Genomic DNA, 25,338 nt, shown 5'->3' with positions numbered 1-25,338 from the left:
AATTTTACAAATTATAACAATAAGTTTTATTTTAAACAATAATCATGAAAACCATACAAGAAGCTGTTACACAAATCATTAATAAAACTCCTTTTGTTGAAGAAGCTTTGTATGATAAATTAATCAACGTATCAGCGTTGGCAAGATTAATTCAACCTCAAGTCGAAGAAATTTTAAAAAAAGAGGTGAAATCTGGTGCCATAATGATGGCAATTAATCGAATTTCACCTTCAGAAGTTTTACGCGTTCGAAAGAATATACGTAAAATGGCTTTATCTTCTGGTGATTTTATTGTGCGTTCAGATTTAAGCGATTACACGTTTAAGAATTCATCTTCTTTGCTCCCTAAGATAACGCAACTATTAAACGAAATTCAAAACGACAGCCAATTATTTTTTACTATTTCCCAGGGTATTTTTGAAACAAATATTGTGGCGAGTTCGGTTTTAAATGATAAGATCGAAACTATTTTTAAGGATGAGGAAAAATTATGGTCTTTATCTGACTTGGCCTCTGTAACGATTAAATTGCCAAAATCTAATATGGAGCAGTCAGGAATCTACTATTTTATTTTAAAACAATTAGCATGGGCGAATGTTTCAGTTCAAGAAGTAATATCTAGCACACATGAAATGACCATAGTGGTTAAAGAAACCGACATCAATAGGGTTTTTTCAATCTTAATGGATATGAAGCTAAGCTAAAGAGCTTAAATAATGAAAGAAAAAGATCCTTATGCTTCATTAAGAATAAAAGAGTTTAACATATTTCTTTTAGTTCGATTTGTTTTGGTTTTTGGCTGGTCTATGCAATTTATTATTGTAGAATGGCAGGTTTATAGTTTAACAAAAAACCCACTTTCTTTGGGTTTAATTGGTTTGATGGAGGTGATCCCGGCGGTTTCTATGGCACTTTTTGCCGGACATATTGTTGATCAACGTGAAAAACGCAATTTATTGGCAATTTGTATCGCCGCATTTTCATTGATAAGCTTAGGCCTATTTTTATTAACCTGGCCTAAGATTGTTGAAGGGTGGTCAAAGAATACTGTACTCTATGCCATTTATGCGCTTGTCTTTTTCGGGGGATTTTTACGCTCATTTTTTGGACCTACTATTTTTTCGCTAATAGCGTTAATAGTTCCGAAAAGGTTGTATCCAAATGCAGCAACATGGAGCAGTTCTACCTGGCAAATAGCTACGGTTCTAGGTCCTGCTTTCGCTGGTTATTCAATTTATTGGATAGGAGTTCATTGGTCTTTGGCAATTGTATTTGCATTGGTAATGCTATCACTTTTTTTGGTATTTTTTATTAAAAGAAAGCCAATTATGAATCCTAAGATTGGAGAGCCGATGATGCAAAGCTTAAAAGAAGGAGTGCGATTTGTATATAAAACAAAAGCCATTTTTGGAGCAATAACATTAGATATGATTTCGGTGCTTTTTGGTGGTGCAGTAGCACTACTGCCTATTTATGCCCAAGATATTTTAAAGGTAGGCCCCGAAGGATTTGGAGCACTAAGGGCAGCCCCATCAATTGGAGCATTTCTTACCATGTTAATCACAGCATATATCCCTATTAGTAGAAATGCCGGAATGAAATTACTTGGTGCAGTTTTTGGTTTTGGTATTTGCATTATTGTTTTTGGATTATCTACGATCTTTTGGATATCGATGGTTGCCTTATTTTTTAGTGGAGTAACTGATGGTGTTTCTATGGTTATTAGGCAAACAATATTACAATTAAAAACACCCGATAATATGCGAGGAAGAGTGGCGTCTGTAAATTCAATGTTTGTTGGATCTTCAAATGAGCTTGGAGCGTTTGAGAGCGGCTTAACAGCAAAATTAATGGGAACCGTTACCGCAGTGGTATTTGGAGGAACAATGACTCTAATTACAGTTTTAACAACAGCAATTGTTTCTCCAACCTTTAGGGCATTAGATTTAACAAAAGATTTACAAGAGCACGAAAGAGAATCGTAATATAGTTGAATATCCATACTGCCTTTTCTTGAATTTTTGGAACTATTTTTGATAGTATTTTGCAAACCATTTATCATGAAAAACTATCTATTCCTAGGCTTCCTTTTATTTTCAGTTTCTTCTTTTGCACAAATAATTGCTGGTAAAGTGTTTGACGCTAGAACCAATAAACCTATTAAGAGCGTTAGCGTTTATATAAATAATGGTGATGAAGGTACCATAACAAATGAACTAGGAAGATTTAGACTTAAAAATGTATCTAACTTAAGCGAAAATGATACTATTTACTTTTCACATATTGGATATGAGAAAAAGGCGGTTGTCTATTCAAAAAATAAATATTTGGTGTACTTAGATCCAATGGTGAACAATTTAGATGAGGTATTGGTGAGTAGAGAAAAAAAATTAAACTACAGATTAACTTACAATAAGCTAACCCCTATGAAAATGGGACTTTACTCTTTCGGATCTTTATTGATGAATGATAAAATATATGTTATTGCGGGTAATAAATCATATAACGTAGATGAAGCTAAACGAGCAATAGATTTACATTCTGGAATGGATTTATCTTTATTTGAGCTCATTGCTAGAGCATCTAAGAAAAATTTTAATAAAGATTTTTATAGTGAAAATATGCTGGTTTATGATCTGAATTTAGATAAATGGGAAACATCAGATATTAAATTTAGAAAAAGAGCTAATCATAATCTAAATTTTTATAAGAATAATATCTATGTTCTAGGTGGTAAAAATTTGTCAATGGGTAGAAGATACGAGTACTTAGATAATAAGATTGAAATTTATAATAAAAATAATAATAGTATAGTTATAGATAATGCAAACCCTCATCAGGCCGTTGATTTTGCCTCTTTTACTTTTGAAGATAAAATAATTGTATTGGGTGGTTCTGTTAAAAAAGAGAACAGCGGAGAGATAGAATATACCGATAAGGTTCATTTTTTAGACCTAAAGTCTGGATATTGGTACGAACTTTCAAAAATGTTATCTGCTAAAGAGGCTCATGGAATATTGGTAGAAGACAAGATTTATTTATTTGGTGGATATAATAAAAAACCATTAACAGAAATAGAAACTTTTGATTTAACAAATGGTAAATGGGAGAAAGAAGGCGAATTATTTTATGGATTGAATACCTCCGCTATAACTCGCAATAATAACATGATATATATATTTGAAAACGAGAAGATATTTACTTATGATATTAATACGAAAGAGCTAAAACAGTATTTAGTCGATTTGAACTTAAAATCTTCAAAAATGTATTATGCTAATGGCAAATTATATATTTTAGGAGGTCTAAGAAAGAATGAGTTTTCTCTTACCCCATCAAAATACCTTTATAGCGTCGATTTAAAAGAATTTGAAAGGGCAAAAGTGCACAAACAAAAAAGATTATAGTATTTACCTAAAATTAGTGGCTTTATCTATTTGCTTTTCTAGTGCTATAGTATGTTTTTTAGTGGTTGGTTCCTTCCAATCAAAAGTTGTTGCAAATTCATTGATAACAAAATCCTTAAATTTTATAACACTTGCTTTATTAAAATATAATCTGCCTGTTCTTCTTACTAAAAAGTCAAGTGGAGTATTTATCATTTCATATTGAAAGCAAAATGCTAGCTCTGCTTTTATAAGGTTTTTTTGAGCATCTTTTGAAGTGTGATCTTTTAGATTAGTTATAATGGTATCAGTCTGCTTTCCATAATTATGCACTAAGTAAGCGGCTTCAATTTCTGTAAGACCAAAAACAATCAATTGCTTGGTAACAGACATGATGTATTTTTTAACTTGTTTATAGTTTTTAAAAGATTCTTCTGTTAAAGAAATTTTATGTGTGCTAATCTCATCGAAGTTTCTTTCGAATCGTTTTTTAAGCTTTCTAGCTACCATATCTACAACACGTTCAGCCATTTTTCGATAACCAGTCAATTTCCCACCTGCTATTGAAATTAATTTACTGTCAGAGTAGAAAATTTCATCTTTTCTTGAAAGTTCGGAAGCAGATTTGCCCTCTTCATAGATTAAAGGGCGTAATCCGGCCCAGCTGGACTCTATATCTTCTAGGGTTAAATGAATATTCGGAAACATATTATTTACTGCACTAACTAGGTAGGTCGCATCCACAAGGCTTACTTCAATATTGTTTTTATCCTTTTCATAAAAAGTATCGGTTGTGCCAAAATAGGTTACTTTTCCTCTTGGAATTGCAAACATCATTCGTCCATCGGGTATATCAAAGTAAACGGATTGTTTTATAGGTAATTTTTCATGAGGTACTACCAGATGTACTCCTTTAGTGAGATGTAATTGTTTTCCTTTTTTCGACTTATTTACTGTACGTAATTCATCCACCCATGGGCCGCTGGCATTCACAACATACTTCGCAGAAATATTATATACCTCCTTAGACAGATGATCAAAAGCAGTAGCACCAACAACACGTTTCTTTTTATAAACAAATTCTCTTGCCTCTATATAGTTTAAGGTTTTAGCACCAAATCTCACGGCTGTTTTTATGGTCTCTATCGTTAAACGGGCGTCATCGGTACGATATTCAGCATAATAACCGGCACCCTTCAAAATTTCTTCTGGTAATAAGGGTTCCTTATTCAAGGCTTCCTTTTTATCAAGCATTTTACGCTTGTCATCACCTTCTACACTTGCTAGTATATCATATACTTTTAATCCAATAGAAGTAAGCCAAGTACCATATGTGCCTCCTTCTATTAAGGGCAAGATCATTTTTTCTGGCAATACCAAGTGTGGAGCCAATTCATGTACAATTGCTCGCTCAGTACCTACTTCTTTTACAAGCCAGAAATCAAATTGTTTTAAGTATCGTAATCCGCCATGGATAAGCTTTGTTGATTTACTACTAGTGCCCGAAGCGTAATCATTTTTTTCAATTAGTGCAACTTTCATTCCGCGCGAAGCGGCATCTAAAGCAATACCCGCTCCAGTTATTCCACCTCCAATTACTAAAATATCAAACTCGGTAGATTTTAAATCTTCGGTAATTTGTGGTCGATCAAAAAAAGAAAAACTATTCATTCACTTATTCCGAAAAATTAGTAGGTAAACCATCTATACTGATTGTATTTCGATCTATCCAATATTGTTCTATAGCTTCTTGCCCCCTTTTGATCATATTTTCATTTAACAGGTTGCGTTCACCTAAATATTCATAAAATGGAATTGACATACCGCAAGAAGTTTGAATACTATCTATAGTCACATCAAAAATTTGACGAGCGCCCGGTAATTCAGGAAAGTTAGAAATTAGATGCTTCCATTCATTATTTGTTGGTAAAATCTCCTTAGCAGACCCATATAAACGCAAGATATTAGGCGCTCCTTCAAAAGCGCAAAACATTATAGTAATTCTATTATCATTTAATAGATGTGCTGAAGTTTCATTGCCACTTCCTGTAACGCTTAGCCAAGCAACACGATTTTCATCAAGTACTCTAAAAGTGTCCATTCCTTTAGGTGAAAGATTAATGCGTCCATTTTTAGGTGCAGTTGCTACAAAAAACAGTTTTTGAGTTTCTATAAATTTTTGAATTCTTTTGGTAATAGAGGGATAAAATTTTGCCATTTTTTACTTTGCTATAATTCCACGTTTATTTAAGATACTGATATACCGTAAAGCACTTTCTTTGATTGTATTTTTTTTAAATAGATAGGTTTTTTCATAGAGCCTATTATTTAAGAAAAAGGTAAGTTTAAATTCATTGTTAAGCTTTAAAACTTCATCTTGCATTAGCTCAATTTTAGCACCTGATTTTGGAGGCAACTGCTCTAATTTATGTCGCATTGTGGAGGTTTTATTAGTGTCATCATAGCCATGTGAAACTATTAATATCATTTCTAAAGGCATTTCTTTTTCATTAATGATATATGCGTTCCAGTCATTAGTTTTAAAGATTTCATTATAATCATGAGTAATGGCTATAAAGACATCTTTTACCTCTGGTATTTTTATATCTTCTTTCATTCTTCTACCCAATTCATACTTCGTTCTACCGCTTTTTTCCAGCCATTATATTTCTTTGTCCTTGTATTTTCATCCATTGCTGGCGTAAAAATACGCTCTATTTTTTTGTTATTTAAGATGTTTTTTTGTTTCCAGATTCCCAATGAAATTCCTGCCAAATAAGCTGCGCCCAATGCCGTTGATTCTACATTATTGGGGCGTTCAATATTGGCATCTAATATGTCTGCTTGAAACTGCATTAGTAAATTATTAGCCGAGGCTCCACCATCTACTTTTAGTATAGATAACGTACTATCATTATCTTCTTGCATTGCAAGTATCAAGTCTTTGGTTTGATAGGCTAAAGATTCTAGCGTAGCTTTAATAAGGTGATTTTTACCACTATCTCTTGTCAACCCAAAAATAGCACCTCGAGCATACATGTCCCAATAGGGAGCACCCAACCCGGCAAAGGCAGGCACCACATACACTGAGTTTTCATCTTGTACTTTCTGCGCAAGTTTTTCAGTTTCTTCAGCCGAGTTTATTAGTTGCAAACCATCTCGTAACCATTGAATGGCAGCTCCGGCAATAAAAACACTACCTTCTAATGCATAATAAACTTTGTTATCAATACCCCAAGCGATAGTAGTTAATAAACCATTTTTTGAGTATTGTAATTCTTCACCGGTATTCATAAGCATAAAACAACCAGTGCCATACGTATTTTTAGCTTCTCCTTTATCAAAACAGGCCTGACCGAACAATGCGGCTTGTTGGTCACCGGCAATTCCTAAAATTGGAATTGTAGTATCATCTATTTTATAATCACCAAAATGATAGCTAGAGGGTTTTACCTCAGGCAGCATTGCTTTTGGAATGTTTAAGGCTTTTAGTAAAGTGTCATCCCATGAAAGTGATTTAATATTATAAATAAGCGTTCTTGACGCATTGCTATAATCGGTAAGATGTGCTTTGTTTTGGGTTAGATTCCAAACTAACCATGTATCAATGGTTCCAAAGATCAATTCTCCTTTTTTTGCTAATACTCGTTCAGTATCAACACGGTCTAAAATCCATTTAATTTTAGTGCCTGAGAAATAAGAATCAACAACCAACCCAGTGTTTTTTCTTACGTAATCTTCTAGTTTTTTATCTTTTAATTCTTCACATAAAGCAGCGGTACGTTTATCTTGCCAAACAATTGCATTATAAACAGGTTCTCCTGTTAACTTATTCCATACTATGGTAGTTTCTCGCTGGTTGGTGATACCAATAGCCGCAATGTCTGTATACTCGAGATGATTATTTTTTACGATATTGTGAAAGGTGCTGAGTTGTGATTCCAAAATTTCCTTTGGATTGTGTTCTACCCATCCTGGTTGCGGGAAAATTTGAGTAAACTCTTGCTGCTCTATCGCAATTTGTTTTCCATTTTTATCGAACAATACGGCACGAGAACTAGTGGTACCTTGATCTAACGCAATTATATATTTAGACATGAATCGTACGAATTATCGAGGTTTGATAATAAGCAGCAATTTACGGTTTAATTTTGTAGTGTCATAAAAAAGAAAACACTTTGAAGCACCTGTTAAAATGATTTTCAAAGTGTTTTTAGAATGTTCTAATATTCCTTTAAATTAGAGCTAAGGAATATGCTATTTTATATTACGACGCTGCTTCTTCGAAAGTTGCACCATTAGCGGTTACATTTCTATCTATTTTTCGCATTAATCCTTGTAAAACTTTTCCCGGACCTACTTCTGTGAACTGAGTAGCGCCATCTGCAATCATTTGTTGTATAGACTGTGTCCATTTCACCGGAGCGGTAAGTTGCGCAATTAGGTTGTTTTTAATCTCTGATGCCGAATGTACAGCACTGGCAGTTACGTTTTGATATATCGGACATGTTGGTTCATTAAAAGCGGTATTTTCGATGGCATCTGCTAATTCTTCTCTCGCAGGTTCCATTAACGGAGAGTGAAATGCTCCTCCAACTGGTAATACTAAAGCACGACGTGCTCCTTCAGCAGTTAAAGATTCACAAGCTTTGTTTATGGCATCAATTTCACCTGAAATTACTAATTGTCCAGGGCAATTATAGTTTGCGGCTACAACGGTTCCTTCGGTTGTTGCACAAATTTTCTCTACAATATCATCATCTAAACCAAGTACTGCGGCCATAGTTGATGGCTGTAATTCACAGGCTTTTTGCATGGCTATTGCACGTTGAGAAACTAATTTTAATGCCGATTCAAAATCTAATGTATTATTGGCTACTAAAGCAGAAAATTCTCCCAAAGAATGACCTGCAACCATATCGGGATTAAAAGTATCGCCTAAGGTCTTTGCTAAAACTACTGAATGTAAAAAAATGGCAGGTTGAGTAACTTTCGTTTGCTTAAGATCTTCATCACTACCTTCAAACATAATATCGGTAATTGAAAAACCAAGAATATCATTTGCTTGTTCAAATAATTCTTGGGCCAATGGAGATTTTTCATATAAATCTAAGCCCATCCCTGAAAATTGGGCGCCTTGACCCGGAAAAATATATGCGTGCATAAGGTTTATTTTTGTTTTACTGCAAAAGTAGGCATTTTACACTAATTTTATATTTTAGTGCCTTAAACTATGAACACTCAACAACGAAAGTCTGCCTACCGAATTTATTTAGTGCTTGTGGCACTATTTATAGCATCATTAGTAGCATCAAACTTAATTTTTCAGAAATTCTTTTATTGGAATCCCTTTGGGTTATTTCGATTTGAAATTTCGGTTGGAATTTTGCCTTACCCAATTACATTTTTAATTACTGATATTGTTTCTGAGGTATATGGAAAAAAAAGAGCGAATGAAGTTGTTGTGGCCGGAATATTTGCCTCTGTTTTTTCGATGTTGATTATTTATGTAGCCAATGAAGTTCCTGCGATTGATAGTTCTCCCGTCAACAATGAAATATTTACCAAGGTATTTGGATTGTCTCCATTGGCAGTGCTGGCATCGATGTTAGCTTATCTATTTGCACAGTTTATAGACATACGGATTTTTCATTATTGGAAAGCACTTACTAATGGTAAACATCTATGGTTGAGAAACAACTTTTCAACATTTACCTCTCAGTTTATTGATACCTTAACCGTTTTACTATTGCTTTGTTCTTTTGGCGTTTTACCATGGGATATTTTTTATACACTTCTGTTAAGTGGCTTTTTGTTTAAAGTAGTAGTAGCAGCTTTAGATACTCCATTGCTTTACTTTTTTGTATTTCAATTGCGCAAAAAGTTTAATCTGAAAGTAGGTGAGGAGATTGACCTATTTAAAGAAGATAAAATTACTGAAGAGATTAAAGGGCTCTAATTAGCCATTATGAATTTAAACTTGATAATAGCCTTTTTTAATAGCATATAACACCAAGCCAGTTCTGCTTTTTATCCCTACTTTTTTGAATAAAGTATCTCTATAGCCATCTATTGTTTTAGGGCTTAGATTCATAATTTCAGCAATTTCTTTATAGGTTCTTTCTGTACATGCCAGTTTAAGGAATTGCATTTCATTATCTGATAGCTGAGAGCTATCCTTAATTTCATGATTAAACGATTTTTGTAAGGTCTTTGAAACATGCTTTGTGTGATAAAAACCTTCTTCTATAACCTCCGATAAGGCCATTTTAAGTTCATCGGGGTGAATATCTTTTAAGAGATAGCCTCTTGCTCCATTTTTTATCATTTTTATGATTAAGTTCTCATCGTCTTCCATTGACAATGCTAATACCTTAATTGAAGGCCTATTTTTCTTCAACCAAGCTGTTGTTTCTACACCATTTAAAACAGGCATTTTCACATCCATTAAAATAACATCCGGGTTATTGGATATTGTATTTAATTTATCGATCAGATCTTGCCCGTTCACAGCATGATACAACACGTTAAACTCTTCAAAAGAATCTACGAGTCCTTTTAATGACTGAGCGAACAATAAATGATCATCTACAATTACTACATTATGCTTTTTCATACACTTGTTTATAAGGATAGTTTAAGGTTAAAGTTACACCTTTATTTTTTTTAGATGTTAGCAAAAATTCTGCACCGATCAGCTTTGCACGACTTTTCATATTAATAAGTCCAGAACCTTTATTTATTTCATCTTCTTCAAATCCTACGCCCGAATCTTTAGCGGTAATAGTTAAGTGATCGTCTCGATAATTAAGAGTTACATCTAAAGATTTAGCTCTGGCATGTTTCACAGAATTCGATAAGAATTCTTGTAAGATTCTAAACAGAATCGTTTCATTTTTTTCATTAAGACTCTTCTGAGCTCCTTCAATGGTTAAAGTAGCTTCTAAAAAGTTCATACGATTAAATCGTTGTAATTCTAATTCGAGAGCTTCTTCTAAACCCATATTTCTAACAGTTTCCGGATTTAACAATTTAGAAAGCGTACGAATTTCTTGTAAACTTTTTGATATAATATCGCCGGTTTCATCCAGAATATTTTTTTGACCACTCGCCACATTAGGCTGTAGCATGTTTAGCTGCATTTTGGCTACTGACAGGAGTTGCCCTACATTATCATGTAGCTCCCAGCTAATATTTTGAAGTATTTGTTCTTGAGTTTCTAATCGTGATTTAATGATCTCTTCTTCAAAACGTATTTCATCAGCGCGTTTTTCTAAAAGAAACTTCATTTTTCTGTTTTGAAAAACACTGAAGATTACAACAATAACGATAATAAAAAGTATCACCATTAATGTAGTGATTATAATGACTAATGTATTGTCTCCCGTATCCATATCGAAGACTAAGTTACTAAATGTATTGTCTTAAATATTAAAAGAAGGTAATTTACTTTTAATAATCTCACGTAGTGTTTTATTATCAATAAGCAATTTATTTTTTATTCGATGAAAAATGCCAAATAGCACTATCATAGCAATGGCAAATACCAATACTACAATAGTGCTAACTAGTATGATTATTGTTGTTCCTTCTTGCTCCATATAAAACCAAATGTGAATATTAAATACATAGCTATTGCTAGTATATAAACAATTAAGAAAAGATCATGTACCCCTGGAATTAATGCATAGCCATTTCTTTTGAGCGCAAAAGGAATGGTTCCCGCATAAAATAAAAGTAGCCCTACACTTATCCAAAAGAGTAACTGTCTGTGAAAGACAGTTATTTTTTCAGATCTTAAGAGTTCAATAAAATAAAAAATGATGCTACATATTAAGAAAATAGAACCAACAATTCTTGGAGTCTCAGAGCTTTGCTTTATAAAATTTTGAAAAATAATCCAGTTAAAACAATATATCACTATATAAATTACAGCAAAGATTTTAATCAATTTCTTAAACTTTATTGTTTCTAAATAACCATGATAGATATAAAACAATGTAGTAAAAGTAACAAAGCGCAATAGATTATAGAACCAAGTTGTATATCTAATTCCATTTTCGTCTGTATAAAAAATTAGGAACCCGGTCTTACTCGCATATAATGATAAAAAATCAGTTAGTACAATATACCATAGGAGGAATAAGAAATACTTTATTGATGTATTCTTGTACTTAAAAAAATATATTGTACCAACTACCGCAGCCAATACCTGGCAGAAGGAAATAATGTCTGTAAATTTATATATACTCAATTTTGTATTTAATTATCAGGATAAGGTGGGTTTTCTCTACCATCGTTAAACAAATACCCTTCTTCACCTGGTGGTAAGCTAAAAAAACTAGCTTTTTGAGGGTTCTTATCTGTTGAATAAGAAGGGTTTCCATTAGAAGAATATTTTGTATATAAAAATATTCTATTCCCTTTTTCATCAACAGTATAGCCGGATTGGACAGTTTGACCTTCTACTTCGTTAGATATAGTAGGTGCTATAAAAAAAGTCTCATGATTTTTCTTTTTATCATTTTTCTCTTTTTCAGCTTCATTTTTCAAACCTTTCTTTTCATTATTCACACCAAAGTAAAAGGCCAGGCCTTCGGCCTCATCAGCGTTATTTTCTAAATATTTTAAATAAGCACGCATCGCTTTGATATCTATCCATACCATACGGGTAATTTTAAACTTATCGTCTTTATATTTCTTTCGAAGCGTGTCTTTTAAAATTTTTGCTCGATCGTCTGTATATTTATTATACATTTTTACTGCTTCGTCAAGTGAAATAATATGTTCGTCTTTCATTTTTTTTATATCATCTTCGGTGATACCATCTTCATGTTGTTGCTGTTGGCTACACGATTGAAATAGCACAAAAGTGGTTAATGCCATTAAAGCCATAGCAATAATTTTGGTTTTTGGTCTAGGGAGAATTCTTTTTAAGGTTTTCATAATTATGATGATTTAGGATTACGTATCTGCAAAGTACCAATAATTACTCACACTAGAAAAGGGGAAAATCACCCTTTTTCTATGCGGAAAAAACCTGTGTAGATTTAGGAAATTACCTCTTGAATGACACTAGCCATTTGCGCAACTTTGTCCTGTAAATTTTTAAAAAGTTAATTATTTGGGTTAGTAAAAGGAATCTATATTTTGGCACTCACAAAAACTTCTATGAAAAAGAAAACGTTCGGTATTAAAACGATCTAAGGTGGGTAATTTGCTATGAAAAACTAAACGTTAAAATATAGGTTTCTTTTTAATTTACAGAAAGTCGTATCACCAATCCTTCATTTCCGCGAATATTAAAAACTGTTTGATCTTCAAAAACTAAGTACTGTCCTTTTATACCTTTTAAGATGCCAGTGTAACTCGAAGTTTTTTCTAAATTTAAACTCTTTACCTTTTCTGGATAAGCCTTTACCGGAAATTCAATAATTGTTTCTTTACCTTCATTTTGAAGGTAATATTCTTTCGCTTCTTCTGGGATAAAGGGATATAATCGTTCTTTTTCTTCTTTTAGATCTACATCTTCAACATTGTTTACCAACATTTTTCTCCAATTGGTTTTGTCAGAAACATGTTCTTTTAAGGCAACCTCGGTAATACCTGCTAAATAACGATTAGGTACTTCAACAATTTCTATGGCTTCATGCGCACCTTGATCGATCCATCGAGTGGGTACTTGTTGTTTGCGCGTAACCCCAACTTTTACATTGCTCGAATTCGCTAGGTAAACGATATGTGGTTGTAGTTGCATTTCCTTTTCATAGGCCAAATCGCGATCTTCTTTATCGAGATGCGCTGTACTAAGTTCAGGTCGCATTATCCAGTCACCGGCGCGAGGTGTTTCATAAAAACAACTTTTACAAAACCCTTGTCTGTAAATGGGTTTATCTAAACCACAATTAAGACATTGATGACCTATAAATTCTAATTGTATATTACGGTCTAAGAGCTGATTCATATTTATAAAATCTGAACCCATATTAAGGTAATATTGTATTGGGCTCAAAAACTCAGTTCTCATTTTTATTAAAACACCTTGATAGACCATAATTAAGAATTTCTAAGCACCAAATTACAAAATATAAATTGATAAAATGACACTTTTCATAATTTGAAATTTGAACTTTTTGGCGTAGTAAAAATACTAGTTTTTGGCAATAACTTTTACAGTTTCTTTAACTTGTTGGGCTACTTTTCTAGCCTCATTAATGTCTTTATGTATAATGGTAACATGCCCCATTTTTCTAAATGGTTTCGTTCGTTTTTTACCATAAATATGAGGAGTAACACCATCAATTTTTAAGAGCGCTTCGATGTTTTGATAAATAACATTTCCAGTATAACCTTCGGCTCCAACTAGATTAACCATAATACCACCAACTTTACTTGAAGTATCGCCTAATGGCAGATTTAAAATGGCTCTTAGGTGTTGTTCGAACTGATTTGTATAAGAAGCTTCAATACTATAGTGTCCACTATTATGAGGTCTTGGTGCAACCTCATTAACTAGGATAGCGTCCTCTTCGGTTTGAAACATCTCAACAGCTAATAAGCCAACATGTTGAAACGCTTCTGCGACTTGTAAGGCTACTTTTTCAGCTTTTTGAGCTACTTCTTGTGGAATTCTAGCAGGACAAATAACATATTCTACCTGATTAGCTTCTGGGTGAAATTCCATTTCAACAACAGGATGGGTTTTTACACTACCTTCAGAGTTTCTAGCCACGATAACAGCAAGTTCATTTTTAAAAGGAATCAATGTTTCAACAATACATTCAACATTAGGAAGCTCATTTAGATCGGCTTCAGAGCGTACAATTTTTACACCCGTACCGTCATACCCGAAGCGAGCACTCTTCCATACAAAAGGAAAATTGACTCCTCCGTTATTAACAGCATCATTGATTTCTTGTGCAAAAGCAAAACGAGAAAATTTAGCTGTAGGGATCGCATGATCTTTATAGAACAGCTTCTGTGTAGCTTTATTTTGAATGGTTTTGATCGTTTTGGAAGATGGAAACACTTTTAAACCCTCTTTTTCTAATTTCTCTAGTGCGGCTACATTTACATTTTCAATCTCGATGGTAAGGACATCTACTTTCTTTCCGAAGGTATAGACGGTATCAAAATCTAATAAGTCCCCTTGATAGAATTCATTGCAAATATCTTTACAAGGAGCCTGTGCTGATGCATCAAGTATTAATGTATAAATATCAAATTTTTGAGTTTCGGTTAAGAGCATTCGCCCTAATTGCCCACCGCCTAGGATTCCTAGTTTAAAGTCAGAAGAAAAATACGTATTCACCTCAATTGCTTTTTGGCAAAAATACGCATCCTAAATACAGTAAAAAAATTAAAAATTGGTAATAGTAATGGTATTGCCAACTTTAGTTGCATTGTATTGTCTGGCAGCAAAAGCAGTACCGCTCAAAGGAGAACCATCTAAAATAGAAAATTCACTATCATCACAATCACAAACCATTTTTACACCAACAATTTGCATCGTTGAGCATTGATTTGGTGAAATATGTGGGCAAGCTGCTTCCCAAGCCACAATATTGGTTTCAGAAAAGCGAAAAACAATTATACCTTTAATACCGTGCCCTGGTACAAAAACACTACCATTATTAATAAGTAGATCTTGATATGCAGGTAGATTTAAGTTTAAGGTTAAATTTACAGAAACATTAGGTAAAAGAGTATTGCCATCATCTGAGCTACTACAACCTAGAAGGCTTATAAATAAAACTATTAGAAGTATTTTTTTCATAAATGCTGGAAAAGGCTGCAAGTTACTAATTAAGAGTAGAATTTAAAATATTTTGTACATTTGCACCAAGAATCTCACCTCAAAATGCTATGCGAGCTGGGATTTTTGCTTTTTATTAAAACATAAGGATTATGAGTAAAGTTTCATACTATACGGCTGAAGGATTAAAAAAATTAAAAGAAGAACTAGAGCACTTAGAGCACGTAGAACGCCCACGTGTTTCTAACGCCATTGCTGAGGCAAGAGATAAAGGTGATTTGAGTGAAAATGCAGAATATCACGCTGCAAAGGAAGAACAATCGTTATTGGAGTTTAAGATAGCGAAATTAAAGAATGTAGTGGCTAGCGCACGTGTAATAGACGAAAGTCAATTAGACACATCAAAGGTATTGGCATTGTCTACCGTAAAAATTAAGAATACAGCGAATAATATGGAGTTTAAATATACGCTTGTTGCTGATTCTGAATCTGATTTTAAGGCTGGGAAAATTTCGGTAAATTCACCTATTGGTAAAGGATTATTAGGGAAATCGGTTGGAGATATTGCCGAGGTAAATGTGCCAAACGGAACAATGAAATTTGAAATATTAGATATTACAAGAGAATAATGGCTTCTATTTTCACAAAAATTATCAATGGTGAGATTCCATGTTATAAAGTAGCTGAAGATGAGCATTTCTTTGCTTTTTTAGATATTAATCCAAATGCGAAAGGACATACCTTGGTGGTGCCTAAAAAAGAGGTAAATAAAATTTTTGATTTAGATAAGGAAACGTATGCCGGACTGATGGAATTTTCTCGAGGGGTGGCTATCGCATTAGAAAAAACGGTTCCTTGTTTACGAGTAGGGATGTCTGTAATCGGGTTAGAAGTGCCACACGTACATGTGCATCTAATACCATTAAACACGATGGCTGATATCGACTTTAAGCATAAAGTGAGTTTAACGAAAGAAGAATTCCAAGCAACGGCGAGCGCAATTGCTGCCAACTTATAAAGGATTCATTAAAAGTTCTTGGTAAAGTATTTCAGTTATAATTTTATAACTCTTTTAAAAGCACCGTGAAGGTTGTGCCTTTACCCAATTCTGATTTTTCTACATAAACACGACCGTCGTGATAGTCTTCTATGATACGTTTGGTAAGAGAAAGGCCTAAACCCCAGCCACGTTTTTTTGTAGTATAGCCCGGGTCAAATATTTTTCTAAATAGATTTTTTGAAATACCCTTTCCAGAATCGGTCACATTAATTTTCACAAATTTGTCATCTTTAGAACCAATTTGAATATCAATATTACCTTTACCTTGCATGGCATCAATGGCATTTTTCACCAAATTCTCAATAACCCAACTGAAGAGTTGTGGGTTAATCATGGCATAGATTTTCTCTTTATTTACAACCTCAAAATCAAAATCGATTAACTTCGAGCTTCGAGATTCATAATAATCAAAGGCTTGCTTAGTTTCTTCAACTATATCGTAGCGTTCTAGTTTAGGGATAGAGCCAATTTTTGAGAATCGATCGGCAATCGTATTTAATCTTTCTACATCTTTTTCTATCTCTGACACGGTGGCCTCATCGGCATTTTCCATCCGCAGTATCTCCACCCATCCTAATAAAGAAGACAAAGGAGTTCCTATTTGATGAGCCGTTTCTTTAGCCATACCCGCCCAAAGTCTATTTTGCTCGGCAACCTTATTCGATTTAAATACCAGATAGATAATAGTTCCGAAAAGAAAAAGAATTAATAAAAGTGCTAATGGGTAATATTGTAATTTTTTTAAGATGTCTGAATCTCTATAATAAACATAATAAATAACCTCATTGTCATTTCTTACCACCAGCGGCTTATTCTGACTTTTCATAGTTGCTAATTGCTTCGTCAAATAAATTCGCCTATCGGTAGGTAAGTCATTAAAATTCTCTTGTCTTTCAAATTCTAGATTACCCCATCGATCAATTTTACCGTCTACATCGGTTAAAATCATAGGAATATTTTTATTACTCTCTATGATTTTACTTTCTAAGGTAATGTCTACGTCAAGATCGGCCTTACTCATGTTTTCAAGAGCAGTAGCTAAAACTTCCATTTTTGCCCGCTCTTCTTGCTTAAATTTCTGAAAGAAAATATTTGTATTCCACAAAATAAGTGCAACTACTAAAAATGCAGCAATAATGAGTGTCCATCGAAGTAAGGTCTTATTATGAGGGAGATTCATTTTAACAAATATAGAATTATCTCTCGATATAACTAAAAAAATAAAATGATATTATAATCAATGTTTATTAATTACTTTTATCATTCAAAATTTGAGAACATGCTTAGTATCGATCCGAAAGATATTTCAACAGCCCAATTGCACGGTTATTTATTGAGTTCTGTAGCTCCTAGACCTATTGCTTTTGCAAGTACAATTGATGAAGATGGTAACCCAAATCTATCGCCATTTAGCTTTTTTAATGTTTTTAGCGCAAACCCACCAATTATGATCTTTTCGCCTGCACGACGTGTTCGAGATAATACTGTAAAGCATACCTTAGAAAATGCTCTTAAGATTAAAGAGGTGGTCATTAATGTGGTAAATCACGCTATTGTTCAGCAAATGTCTTTATCTAGTACAGAATATCCTAAAGGAGTTAATGAGTTTGAAAAAGCAGGGTTTACGATGTTGCCATCAGATAAGGTGAAACCATTTCGTGTAGCAGAATCACCGGTGCAATTTGAATGCACAGTAAATGATATAATACAGTTGGGAGATGAAGGTGGCGCTGGAAATTTAATAATATGTGAAGTATTGAAACTGCACATTAGTTTAGATGTCTTAAATGAAAATAAGCGTATTGATCAGCATAAATTGGATTTAGTAGCAAGGGCAGGAGGCAGCTATTATTCTCGAGCCAATACGGGTTTTTTTGAAATCCCTAAACCATTAAGTACTTTAGGTATAGGTGTAGATCAGATTCCAAATGAAATAAAAAATAGTGATACCCTTACCGGAAATAATTTAGGAATGTTAGGTAATGTTGAGTCATTACCTAATCAACAAGATGTTGATAACTTTGCAATCGATAATCCGAAGTATAAAGGGTTAAACACCCAAGAAAAACATACATTTGCGAAAGAATTTTTAGATAATAACGATGTAGAAAGTGCGTGGAAAGTACTTTTGATAAATTAAATAATTTATGGAGATTACCGGAAAAATAAAAAAGATAGACGAAACTAAAACTTACGGAGCAAGCGGATTTAGAAAACGTGAAATGGTTATAACAACCGATGAGCAATATCCTCAAATGTTATTAGTAGAATTTGTTCAAGATAAATGTGATGTTTTGAATAATTTTCAACCAGGAGAGGATGTGAAAGTAAGTATTAATTTACGTGGAAGAGAATGGATTAATCCTGAAGGAGAAGCGAAGTACTTTAATTCAATTCAAGGATGGCGCATAGAAAAGTTACAAGCAAATGCTCCTACCGATATGCCGCCAATTGAAGCTGTAGATGCTTTTGAACCTGCTGATAATGTTAATGATAGTGAACCAGATGATTTACCATTCTAAAGAATAGTATATCTAGTTAATAATAAATCAAGAATAAATTAGGGCTTCGTTAAGAAGCCTTTTTTATTGCACAAAAAAGACTATTTTTCAGTTTTAATTACTCGTTAAGATGCATATTACTAAGACCATTGAAACTCTGTTTAAACGTTATTTGCCTTCTCCGTTTACTATTGCCATCTTATTAACGCTATTTACAATGCTAATAGCATTGCTGTTTACAGAAAGTGAAGGCAACGGTAATCACTTTTTGAATATTTTATCGCATTGGGAAAATGGTATTTGGAATAATAGCCTACTTGTATTTGCTTATCAAATGATGCTTATTCTAGTATTGGGTCATGTATTGGTATTAAGTAAACCTATGAGTTGGTTGATTTCTAAAATCACAAACCTTGTTACAAATACACAAAATGCCGTTGTTTTAGTAAGTGTAACTACTATGTTGGTTTCTTTTTTCAACTGGGGTTTGGGGTTGATATTTGGCGCTATTTTAGCACGTAAAGTTGGAGAGCATGCGCAAAAGAATGCAATAAAAATTAATTATCCTTTAATTGGTGCTTCTGGTTACGTGGGTTTAATGGTATGGCATGGCGGTATGAGCGGTTCTGCACCATTGAAAGTGGCAGAATCTGGGCACCTTAATGAATTGATGCAGGGCATTTCTGAAACTACCATAATAAATCAACTTCCAGATATTGTATCTACTTATAGCACTATTTTTAGCTGGTGGAACCTAGTGATCTTTGTTGTACTATTAGTTGTAATTCCTTTCTTTCTAAAGATTCTTGCAAAAAGAGCAGCGCCAACATCTTTAAATTTACCCGAATATCAATTTGAATCAGAGTATGCTGAAGCTCTGGAAGGTGCTGAAAAATTAGATTATTCTAAATGGTTTGCAGTGCTTTTTGGAGTTGTTATCTTGATTGGTTTTACCTATCAGTATTGGCAAAAATTACTCAATTTTATTATTACTCCCAATATGCTTAATTTTTTTATGATTGGGCTCGCAATAGTACTGCATGGAAGTTTTAAAAGTTTCTTAAATGCTGTAGAGGAAGCTATTAAAGGAACTTCGGGTATTTTAATTCAATTTCCATTGTATTTTGGTATAATGGGGATTATGAAAAGTACTGGCATGGTCAACCAAATCTCAGATTTTTTTGCATCGGTTGCCAATGAAACCACAATGCCAATTTTCACTTTTTTTAGTGCGGGGTTAGTAAATATTTTTGTGCCTAGCGGAGGTGGACAATGGGCAGTTCAAGGCCCAATTATTATTGAGTCAGCTTTAAAGCTCGGGGTGCCGCTACCCAAGGCAATTATGGCCTTAGCTTACGGCGATCAAATTACCAATATGCTACAACCATTTTGGGCTCTTCCGTTGCTAGGAATAACAAAACTAAAAGCCAAGGAAATTTTACCATATACGTTGTTATTAATGTTTATTGGAACGGCTATTTATATCTTAGGTTTATTACTTTTTTAAATGTATTTGTTTTCAGATAAATTATGGTTTCCACCTGTTGAAAATGCTTCGGTAGAAGGAATTTTGGCCATTGGGGGTGATCTTTCTGTACAACGACTACAGCTGGCCTATAAAAGTGGAATTTTCCCTTGGTATGCTGAAAATGATCCTATTATTTGGTATAGCCCAGATCCGAGAATGGTGTTATTTCCAAATGAGCTAAAAATTTCAAAAAGTATGCATCAAACCCTCCGTAAAGAAACATTTTCAATAACATATAATTCTTATTTTGAAAAAGTCATAGAGAATTGTAAAACGATCAATAGAAAAGGACAGTCTGGTACTTGGATTACCGATGAGATGAAACAAGCGTATATTAACTTACATAAAGCTGGTTGGGCAAAATCTGTAGAAGTATGGCAGGGCAAAGAACTGGTTGGGGGTTTATACGGAGTTGACTTAAAAACAATATTTTGTGGTGAAAGTATGTTTAGTAAAGTTTCAAATACTTCGAAGTTTGCCTTTATTTATTTGGTTGAACATTTAAAAAAGAATAATTATAAACTTGTTGATTGCCAGGTTTATAATGAGCATTTGGCAAGTTTAGGAGCCCGAGAAATACCAAGGAAAGAATTTTTAAAGTACCTTTGACACTCTTTTGATATAAGAAGATGACCCTTAAACCAATTACTAGAATTATCGTGATTTTAAGCCTCGTTTTTTTAAATGTAGGCTGTGACCAGATTTCAAAGCGAATTGTGCGAAAAAAGATTGATGAATTCGAACGTATTTCTGTAATTAAGCACAATTTGATACTTACAAAAGTAGAAAATAGAGGGGCGGCTTATAGTTTAGGTGCTGATTTGAGCCCGATTATGAAATTGATAATTCTGCAGGCAATTCCTGCCATAGTACTGCTTATTTTATTAGGAATGCTATTGACAAAAAAGGGATATTCTCGAGAAGTAATCTTTGGATTTTGCTTTATCATAGGCGGTGGTATCGGAAACGTTTTTGATAGAATAGCTTATGGCTCTGTTACCGATTTTATGTATGTAGATCTTGGATTTTTTAATACCGAGATCTTCAATATGGCAGATGTATCCATAGTGTTCGGTACTTTAATCGTATTGATTTATTCTCTTTTTGGAAAAAAGAATGACACACATTTAGAAGAAAATATTGCATAAAATGGATATAAAGAATGCACAGGCTGCTGTAGACGAATGGATTAAGAATCATGGCGTTCGATACTTTAATGAACTTACTAATATGGCTCAACTAACCGAAGAGGTTGGTGAAGTAGCAAGAATTATAGCTCGACGGTATGGAGAACAAAGTGAAAAAGAGTCAGATAAGAATAAAGATTTAGGAGAAGAGTTAGCTGATGTATTGTTTGTGGTACTTTGTTTAGCTAATCAAACGGGTGTAGACCTTCAAGAATCTTTTGATAAAAAATTAAACATCAAAGCAAAACGAGATCATGATCGACATCACAATAATGAAAAACTAAAATAAATGACCTTTTTAGAAAATATAAAGACTTCACAATTTTGGAAACATGTATTTCGCGTTTCAATATTATTTTTCATTTTGCTCATAATTATTTCATTATTAATCAATAGCTTTTCTGATATTTTAAAGTTTGATACGAATGCAATTTACGCCGAAAATTTTGCGGATGGTAATTGGGTGCGTTTCTTTGTTACCAAATTAATTATTAGTATTCTTTATGGCATTTGGGTCATAAATAGAAACATGAAATAAAAGTCATTTTAGAACATTTTTGATTGAACCTAATAAGTTAATTATGAATTTGTCAATCAAAACTTGTTTAAGCGCTCCTAAAAAATTCTTAGATTTCTTTTTATTGAGATTCCGAAATAAATTCAGAATGACGCCAAAAAATGATTGTCAATTCGATTGGAGTCACTAGTAATGATTAGAAATCTAGATTTCTCACATCCCTTCGAAATGACAACCTCCTGTTAATCGTTTAATTGAATTAAGTCTACCGCACTTTCCTTTACTCGTTTATTTAATTCTTTTATATCATTATCAAAGATTTTATACAAAGCCGCCAATTCTTTGTCAATTTCTTTTACAATTTCATTTTTAAATTCAATTGATTGGTTTGTAGGGCGATAATTACCTATGCTGGACAGAGAGTTTAAATGCCCTAACTTATTATTAAGCTTAATTGGGAAGTTTAGCGGATCTTGACGACTCTTACTCTTAGTTTGGTATAGATTATTTTCTATTTTAGTGACTTCTTTTGAAATATTAGTTGCGAAATCTAGCAGCTCTTTATGCTTTTCTTTGTCTAAAGATTTTTTTAAATCACTAATCTTGTTTCTCACCTTTTTTACATTTTTTAAGGCTTTGTGTATTTCGGTTAACTTATCTCTAACTTCAGTAATGAAATCAAATTGAGCCTTCATATCTTCATTTGTAGCTTTCGTTCTTGGATCTTTTAATATGGTAAACTCTTCTGATTTTTTATTGCCATTTTTTGAAAGCTCTACATAATAATTTCCTGGTAAGGCTTTTGGACCGCTTAAAGATGCCCACCATAATATCATACCTTTTACTTTTTCAGCATCTGGATAAAGCATATTCCAATAAAAAACATTACTTCCTTTTTTAACCTTTAATTGCTCCTCTTTTTTATCTTTATTGGCATGTGTAGAATATTTTTTAATAAGATTCTTGTCCTTGTCAAAAAAGGAAAGCGAAATAGTATCTGCTTTTGCGGTGTCTTTTAAATAAAAATTCACAGCAACACCTCCGTGATGATTTTGTCCACTGGTTTTAGAAGTGGCACCACCGCCACCATTAATTCGATAGCTATCTGTTGGTTTAAACAAAAAGAATTCTTGATTTGTTAAATCTCTACTTAACTGATGCAATGGGGTTAGATCATCTATCACCCAAAATGAACGCCCTTGCGTAGCGGCAATTAGGTTATTGTTTTTAATTGCTAAATCGGTAATGGGAACGATTGGTAAATTCAATTGAAATTTAGACCAGCTAATACCGTCATCAAAACTTACATACATGCCGCGCTCGGTTCCGGCATAGAGTAAACCTTTACGTTGCGGGTCCGCACGTAGTGCGCGCGTGAAATCTTCATTACCTATTCCATTAGTGATTAGTTTCCATGTATTTCCATAATTAGTAGTTTTATAAATGTATGGCTTATAATCTCCGGTTTTATACTTGGTGCCAATAATATAGGCGCCTCCTTTTGTAAAAGGATCAACTTCAACGCAATTGATCATCATCCATTCGGGCATGTTTTTAGGTGTAACATTTATCCAATCTTTACCTGCATTTTTTGAAATATAAACTAAACCATCATCAGACCCTGTCCAGATTAGGTCTTTTTCATATGGTGATTCTACTGCTGCGAAAATTGTTCCATAATACTCAACACCTGTATTATCTTTAGTAATTGGGCCACCCGAAGGACCTAATGTTTTAGGATCATTTCTTGTAAGATCCGGACTTATAACTTCCCATGATTGCCCTTCATTGGTTGTAAGGTGGAGATGATTAGAAGCAGCATATAATTTTTTAGGATTGTTTGGTGAAAAGAAAATAGGAAAGTTCCATTGAAAGCGATATTTAAAATCTTCAGCGCCATGACCCATTGGATCATCAGGCCAAACATTAATTGCACGAACTTCTTTAGTCTTGTGATTTACACGTGTTAAAAAACCACCATAACTACCACCATATACAATATCATTATTGGTTGGGTCTACCGCAATGTGCGCACTTTCTCCACCTGCCGTAGATTCCCAATCGCGTTCGGTGATAAAACGACCATTGGTTCTATGAGCAATACGAACAGTAGAATTGTCTTGTTGAGCTCCATAAATTCTATACGGAAAATGATTATCTGTAGCTACCCGATAAAACTGCGATGTGGGTTGATTATGGTAAGTGGTCCAATTTTCCCCGGCATCAAAACTTACCTGAGCACCGCCATCATCACCAATAACCATCCGCTTATTATCTTCTGGAGCGATCCATAGATCGTGATGATCTCCATGTGGGGCATTATAAGTTTTATATGTTTTTCCACCATCTGTTGACCTATGGTAACGAACATTTAATACATAGACTATGTTTTCATCTTGTGTATCAGCATAAATACGGGTATAGTACCATGCTCGTTGACGTAATTTACGTTCTTTATTGATTAATTTCCAGGTTTTACCAGCATCAAGAGATTTGTAAACACCACCATTTTTATTTTCAATAATGGCATATACAATATCAGAATTGACTGGAGATACAGACACGCCTGAAATTCCCCAAAGACCTTTTGGTAAGCCTTCGTTGGCCGAAATATTTGTCCACGTTTCTCCGGCGTCAGTACTTTTCCATAAAGCAGAACCTTCACCTCCACTTGATAAGCTATATGGTGTACGACGTATCTTCCAGGTACTTGCATATAAAATTCTTGGGTTGTTTGGATCAATAATTAGATCAACGGCTCCGGCATCTTTATTTGCAAATAAAACACGTTTCCAATTAGTGCCTCCATCAATAGATTTATAGACACCACGTTCACTAGACGATTTATAGAGGTCTCCCAGTACGGCAGCATAAACTATATCGGGGTTTTTAGGGTGAATGCGTATCCTTGGAATATGTCTAGAATTTTTTAGTCCCATATGTTTCCAGGTTTTACCCGCATCTACAGATTTCCAAATGCCATCTCCCGATGATACATTTCCTCGAACTGTTTTTTCACCATTACCTACATAGATTACGTTATTATCCCATTCACTTACGGCAACTGCTCCAACAGATCCGCCAAATGAACCATCAGAAATATTTTCCCAGGTATTTCCAGCATCAGTGGTGCGCCAAACACCACCGCCAGTTGCACCAAAGTAAAAAAGGTTTGCTTTATTGGGTACACCTGTTACCGCTGCAGACCGCCCTCCTCGAAACGGGCCAATGTTACGCCATTGCATTGCATCGTAAAAATTTTGTTCAAAATTTAGTGTGTTTTGTTGTTTTTTTCTTTTGTACTTTTGGGCTTCGCTTGAATATCCTGTTAAAAATAGGAGGCTAACAAACAGTAAGATTGTTTTGTTCATGATTTGAGTTAATTGAAAAAGGAAGTTAAATTT

Annotated in this window: 27 protein-coding genes; 13 read left to right on the top strand and 14 right to left on the bottom strand. The window is 33.8% G+C overall.

The genetic code is table 11. The features are described 5' to 3' along the window. The first annotated feature begins 44 nt into the window (after positions 1 to 44). The 3 genes from AC1EUU_RS14935 to AC1EUU_RS14925 all read left to right on the top strand — a co-directional run bounded on the left by AC1EUU_RS14935 (position 45) and on the right by AC1EUU_RS14925 (position 3,407). On the top strand, positions 45 to 704 hold the full coding sequence (locus AC1EUU_RS14935; protein ID WP_480202249.1) for a hypothetical protein: 660 nt from the start codon (positions 45 to 47) through the stop codon (positions 702 to 704). A 12-nt stretch (positions 705 to 716) separates the two neighbouring features. Then, positions 717 to 1,985 (top strand): MFS transporter, encoded by a 1,269-nt coding sequence (locus tag AC1EUU_RS14930; RefSeq protein WP_480202248.1) that lies wholly within the window; start codon positions 717 to 719, stop codon positions 1,983 to 1,985. Between the two features lie 75 nt (positions 1,986 to 2,060). Beyond that, a complete protein-coding gene (locus tag AC1EUU_RS14925) occupies positions 2,061 to 3,407 on the top strand; it encodes a Kelch repeat-containing protein (RefSeq protein WP_480202247.1) in 1,347 nt (448 codons plus the stop codon). Between the two features lie 3 nt (positions 3,408 to 3,410). Here the strand turns inward: AC1EUU_RS14925 and AC1EUU_RS14920 are convergent, their stop codons facing one another. The 5 genes from AC1EUU_RS14920 to fabD all read right to left on the bottom strand — a co-directional run bounded on the left by AC1EUU_RS14920 (position 3,411) and on the right by fabD (position 8,550). Further along, positions 3,411 to 5,057 (bottom strand): glycerol-3-phosphate dehydrogenase/oxidase, encoded by a 1,647-nt coding sequence (locus AC1EUU_RS14920; protein WP_480202246.1) that lies wholly within the window; start codon positions 5,055 to 5,057, stop codon positions 3,411 to 3,413. Positions 5,058 to 5,061: 4 nt separating this feature from the next. Then, positions 5,062 to 5,604 (bottom strand): pyridoxamine 5'-phosphate oxidase family protein, encoded by a 543-nt coding sequence (locus AC1EUU_RS14915; RefSeq protein ID WP_480202245.1) that lies wholly within the window; start codon positions 5,602 to 5,604, stop codon positions 5,062 to 5,064. Positions 5,605 to 5,607: 3 nt separating this feature from the next. Next, positions 5,608 to 6,003, bottom strand: coding sequence for a hypothetical protein (locus AC1EUU_RS14910; RefSeq protein ID WP_480202244.1), 396 nt, complete (start codon positions 6,001 to 6,003; stop codon positions 5,608 to 5,610). Further along, complete coding sequence (gene glpK / locus AC1EUU_RS14905; protein ID WP_480202243.1) at positions 6,000 to 7,484, bottom strand: glycerol kinase GlpK; 1,485 nt, start codon at positions 7,482 to 7,484, stop codon at positions 6,000 to 6,002. Before glpK ends, AC1EUU_RS14910 begins: the two co-directional genes overlap by 4 nt. Before the next feature lie 169 nt (positions 7,485 to 7,653). Then, positions 7,654 to 8,550, bottom strand: coding sequence for an ACP S-malonyltransferase (gene fabD / locus AC1EUU_RS14900; RefSeq protein ID WP_480202242.1), 897 nt, complete (start codon positions 8,548 to 8,550; stop codon positions 7,654 to 7,656). Positions 8,551 to 8,619: 69 nt separating this feature from the next. Between fabD and AC1EUU_RS14895 the strand changes: the two genes are divergently transcribed. Continuing rightward, positions 8,620 to 9,345, top strand: a complete 726-nt coding sequence (locus AC1EUU_RS14895) for a queuosine precursor transporter (RefSeq protein ID WP_480202241.1) — start codon at positions 8,620 to 8,622, stop codon at positions 9,343 to 9,345. A gap of 15 nt (positions 9,346 to 9,360) precedes the next feature. Here AC1EUU_RS14895 and AC1EUU_RS14890 read toward each other — a convergent pair whose 3' ends face one another. The 7 genes from AC1EUU_RS14890 to AC1EUU_RS14860 form a co-directional block, all read right to left on the bottom strand. Then, on the bottom strand, positions 9,361 to 10,002 hold the full coding sequence (locus AC1EUU_RS14890; RefSeq protein ID WP_480202240.1) for a response regulator: 642 nt from the start codon (positions 10,000 to 10,002) through the stop codon (positions 9,361 to 9,363). Beyond that, positions 9,989 to 10,675 carry a sensor histidine kinase gene (locus AC1EUU_RS14885; protein WP_480202239.1) on the bottom strand — a complete coding sequence of 229 codons (687 nt, stop codon included), beginning with the start codon at positions 10,673 to 10,675 and terminating at the stop codon, positions 9,989 to 9,991. Before AC1EUU_RS14885 ends, AC1EUU_RS14890 begins: the two co-directional genes overlap by 14 nt. A 287-nt stretch (positions 10,676 to 10,962) precedes the next feature. Then, positions 10,963 to 11,640, bottom strand: a complete 678-nt coding sequence (locus tag AC1EUU_RS14880; RefSeq protein WP_480202238.1) for a hypothetical protein — start codon at positions 11,638 to 11,640, stop codon at positions 10,963 to 10,965. 8 nt (positions 11,641 to 11,648) lie between these two features. Beyond that, complete coding sequence (locus AC1EUU_RS14875) at positions 11,649 to 12,332, bottom strand: hypothetical protein (protein ID WP_480202237.1); 684 nt, start codon at positions 12,330 to 12,332, stop codon at positions 11,649 to 11,651. Between the two features lie 310 nt (positions 12,333 to 12,642). Continuing rightward, the gene (locus AC1EUU_RS14870) at positions 12,643 to 13,440 is read right to left on the bottom strand and encodes a DUF2797 domain-containing protein (RefSeq protein WP_480202236.1); all 798 of its coding nucleotides are present in this window, start codon (positions 13,438 to 13,440) and stop codon (positions 12,643 to 12,645) included. A gap of 96 nt (positions 13,441 to 13,536) precedes the next feature. Next, positions 13,537 to 14,697, bottom strand: coding sequence for a 5-(carboxyamino)imidazole ribonucleotide synthase (locus AC1EUU_RS14865; protein ID WP_480202235.1), 1,161 nt, complete (start codon positions 14,695 to 14,697; stop codon positions 13,537 to 13,539). Positions 14,698 to 14,745: 48 nt separating this feature from the next. Beyond that, the gene (locus tag AC1EUU_RS14860) at positions 14,746 to 15,162 is read right to left on the bottom strand and encodes a Rieske (2Fe-2S) protein (RefSeq protein WP_480202234.1); all 417 of its coding nucleotides are present in this window, start codon (positions 15,160 to 15,162) and stop codon (positions 14,746 to 14,748) included. Positions 15,163 to 15,293: 131 nt separating this feature from the next. Here AC1EUU_RS14860 and greA point away from each other — a divergent pair, with 131 nt between their 5' ends. Together greA and AC1EUU_RS14850 are read left to right on the top strand one after the other, a co-directional pair. Further along, entirely contained in the window at positions 15,294 to 15,770 is a 477-nt protein-coding gene (gene greA / locus AC1EUU_RS14855; RefSeq protein ID WP_480202233.1) for a transcription elongation factor GreA, read from the top strand. Beyond that, on the top strand, positions 15,770 to 16,159 hold the full coding sequence (locus AC1EUU_RS14850; protein WP_480202232.1) for an HIT family protein: 390 nt from the start codon (positions 15,770 to 15,772) through the stop codon (positions 16,157 to 16,159). Before greA ends, AC1EUU_RS14850 begins: the two co-directional genes overlap by 1 nt. A gap of 43 nt (positions 16,160 to 16,202) precedes the next feature. On the opposite strand, the gene AC1EUU_RS14845 is transcribed toward AC1EUU_RS14850, so the two are convergent. After that, entirely contained in the window at positions 16,203 to 17,381 is a 1,179-nt protein-coding gene (locus tag AC1EUU_RS14845) for a sensor histidine kinase (protein WP_480202231.1), read from the bottom strand. Between the two features lie 99 nt (positions 17,382 to 17,480). Here AC1EUU_RS14845 and AC1EUU_RS14840 point away from each other — a divergent pair, with 99 nt between their 5' ends. The 7 genes from AC1EUU_RS14840 to AC1EUU_RS14810 all read left to right on the top strand — a co-directional run bounded on the left by AC1EUU_RS14840 (position 17,481) and on the right by AC1EUU_RS14810 (position 21,955). Beyond that, entirely contained in the window at positions 17,481 to 18,341 is an 861-nt protein-coding gene (locus AC1EUU_RS14840; protein WP_480202230.1) for a flavin reductase family protein, read from the top strand. 7 nt (positions 18,342 to 18,348) lie between these two features. Beyond that, positions 18,349 to 18,723 (top strand): DUF3127 domain-containing protein, encoded by a 375-nt coding sequence (locus AC1EUU_RS14835; protein ID WP_480202229.1) that lies wholly within the window; start codon positions 18,349 to 18,351, stop codon positions 18,721 to 18,723. Positions 18,724 to 18,832: 109 nt separating this feature from the next. Continuing rightward, positions 18,833 to 20,209 carry a short-chain fatty acid transporter gene (locus AC1EUU_RS14830; RefSeq protein WP_480202228.1) on the top strand — a complete coding sequence of 459 codons (1,377 nt, stop codon included), beginning with the start codon at positions 18,833 to 18,835 and terminating at the stop codon, positions 20,207 to 20,209. Then, on the top strand, positions 20,210 to 20,839 hold the full coding sequence (gene aat / locus AC1EUU_RS14825) for a leucyl/phenylalanyl-tRNA--protein transferase (protein ID WP_480202227.1): 630 nt from the start codon (positions 20,210 to 20,212) through the stop codon (positions 20,837 to 20,839). It abuts the gene before it with no gap. 20 nt (positions 20,840 to 20,859) lie between these two features. Next, positions 20,860 to 21,378, top strand: a complete 519-nt coding sequence (gene lspA, locus AC1EUU_RS14820) for a signal peptidase II (RefSeq protein WP_480202226.1) — start codon at positions 20,860 to 20,862, stop codon at positions 21,376 to 21,378. 1 nt (position 21,379) lies between these two features. Further along, on the top strand, positions 21,380 to 21,706 hold the full coding sequence (locus AC1EUU_RS14815; RefSeq protein WP_480202225.1) for a nucleotide pyrophosphohydrolase: 327 nt from the start codon (positions 21,380 to 21,382) through the stop codon (positions 21,704 to 21,706). Further along, complete coding sequence (locus AC1EUU_RS14810) at positions 21,707 to 21,955, top strand: hypothetical protein (protein ID WP_480202224.1); 249 nt, start codon at positions 21,707 to 21,709, stop codon at positions 21,953 to 21,955. It abuts the gene before it with no gap. Between the two features lie 221 nt (positions 21,956 to 22,176). Here AC1EUU_RS14810 and AC1EUU_RS14805 read toward each other — a convergent pair whose 3' ends face one another. Then, positions 22,177 to 25,305, bottom strand: coding sequence for a VPS10 domain-containing protein (locus AC1EUU_RS14805; protein WP_480202223.1), 3,129 nt, complete (start codon positions 25,303 to 25,305; stop codon positions 22,177 to 22,179). Positions 25,306 to 25,338 lie beyond the last annotated feature (33 nt).

The organism is Maritimimonas sp. 2205BS37-2 (assembly GCF_056591755.1).
The sequence above is the reverse complement of the archived record's forward strand: the minus strand, read 5'-3'. Positions and strand labels throughout refer to the sequence as shown.